1 protein-coding gene is annotated in these 1478 nt (G+C 75.8%); it reads right to left on the reverse strand.

Annotated elements, in window-relative coordinates:
• Window positions 1-295: 295 nt before the first annotated feature.
• A complete protein-coding gene (locus HGA02_RS19075) occupies window positions 296-1096 on the reverse strand; it encodes an SDR family NAD(P)-dependent oxidoreductase (protein WP_343035628.1) in 801 nt (266 codons plus the stop codon).
• Between the last annotated feature and the right edge of the window lie 382 nt (window positions 1097-1478).

A 1478-nucleotide genomic window follows, 5' to 3' on the forward strand; every position in this document is an offset into this window, starting at 1 on the left:
CTCCGCCGCCGACCGGACCTCCGCCGGCAGCCCGAGCGCGCCCGTGCCCGCGGGAGCCCCCGCACGCGCCACGGTCGGCGTCCCCGAGGTCGCCGACATCGCCGTCCTCCTCCGGGACTCCCTCCGCGCGCCCACCCCCTGACACCGCCACCGCGTGCCGCCCGGCGCCGAGCGGTCCGCCGATGCGGGGTCGAGACCGACAGGGGTGCCGTCCACGGCGCCCCCGAACGGCAGCCATGTCGGTATGGACGGGCACCCTCGCCGGTGACGGCGCGGGACGGGGCGCCGTGTCGCGTCAGTCGTCCTTGGGCTTGGTGTACGCCGCGTGCATCGCGGCCTTCGCCTTGTCCGGGAGGACCGCGGCGGCGGCCGTCTGCATGCGCGCCTTGAGGGAGTGCACCTCGACCTTGTCCTTGCCCTTCATGAGCGCCTCGTAGCCCTGCCGCGCGACGTCGGCCGGGTCGTCCTTCGGACTGTCCGCGACGACGGTGTCCTCCATGTCCGCCTGCTCGAGGAAGTTCGTGTCGGTCGGTCCGGGCGCGAGCACCGTGACCGTGACGCCCGTGTCCTTGAGCTCGTGGCGCACCGCCTCCGCGAACGAGGTGAGGAACGACTTCGACGCCGCGTACGTCGCGTAGTACGGGCCGGGCTGCGTCGCGGCCGTCGACGACGTCACGAGCACCCGCCCGGCGCCGCGCTCGACCATCGCGGGCAGCAGCGCCTTCGACAGCCGCACGGTCGACTCGACGTTGAGGCGGATCGTCTCGAGCTCGCCCTCGAGCGGCGTCTCGACGAACCGCCCGCCCTGCGCGGTGCCCGCGTTGAGCGCGAGCGCGTCGACGGGCCGACCGAGCGCGCGGATCGCCGCGAGCAGCGTCTCGACACCCTCGACGGTCGACAGGTCGGCCGGGACCGCGCGCGCCGCCACCTCGCCGCCGAGCCGGTCGGCCACCAGGGAGACGTCCGCCTCCAGGGCCGTGAGGAGCAGGTCGAACCCGCCGTCGGCGAAGCACTGAGCGAGCTCGAGCCCGATGCCGCTCGACGCGCCGGTCACGACGGCGAGCGGGCGGGGCTGGTCGATCGGTCGGTCGGTCACGGCGGTCTCCTCGCGGCTTCGCGGGTCCACGCCGGTTCCTCACGCAGACCTTCGACGCTAGGCGCGCCCCGGGTCCCCCGCACCTCGGCCCCGTCCCCCGACCGAGCGGGGGTTTCCCCCACCCCGACCTCGTCGGGTCACCCGATGGATCGGGCAGCGCCGGTCGGGCGACGGTGGACGTGTCCGCATCGTCCGGTCCCTCCCGGCCGGACGTGCCACCGACACCGGGCCACCGCCCGCGGAAGGAAGTCCCATGCGCAGCACCGCACCGACGCACCCCGCGACCCCCGACCAGCCCGTCCCCGAGGGGACCCCCTCGACCGCCGGCCCCGCCCCTCTGCGCCATCGGCGCGCCCTTCACGGCGCGGCCGCGCTCCTCGCC

It is taken from the genome of Cellulomonas septica (assembly GCF_012396155.1).
GTDB classification, from domain to species: Bacteria; Actinomycetota; Actinomycetes; order Actinomycetales; family Cellulomonadaceae; genus Cellulomonas; species Cellulomonas septica.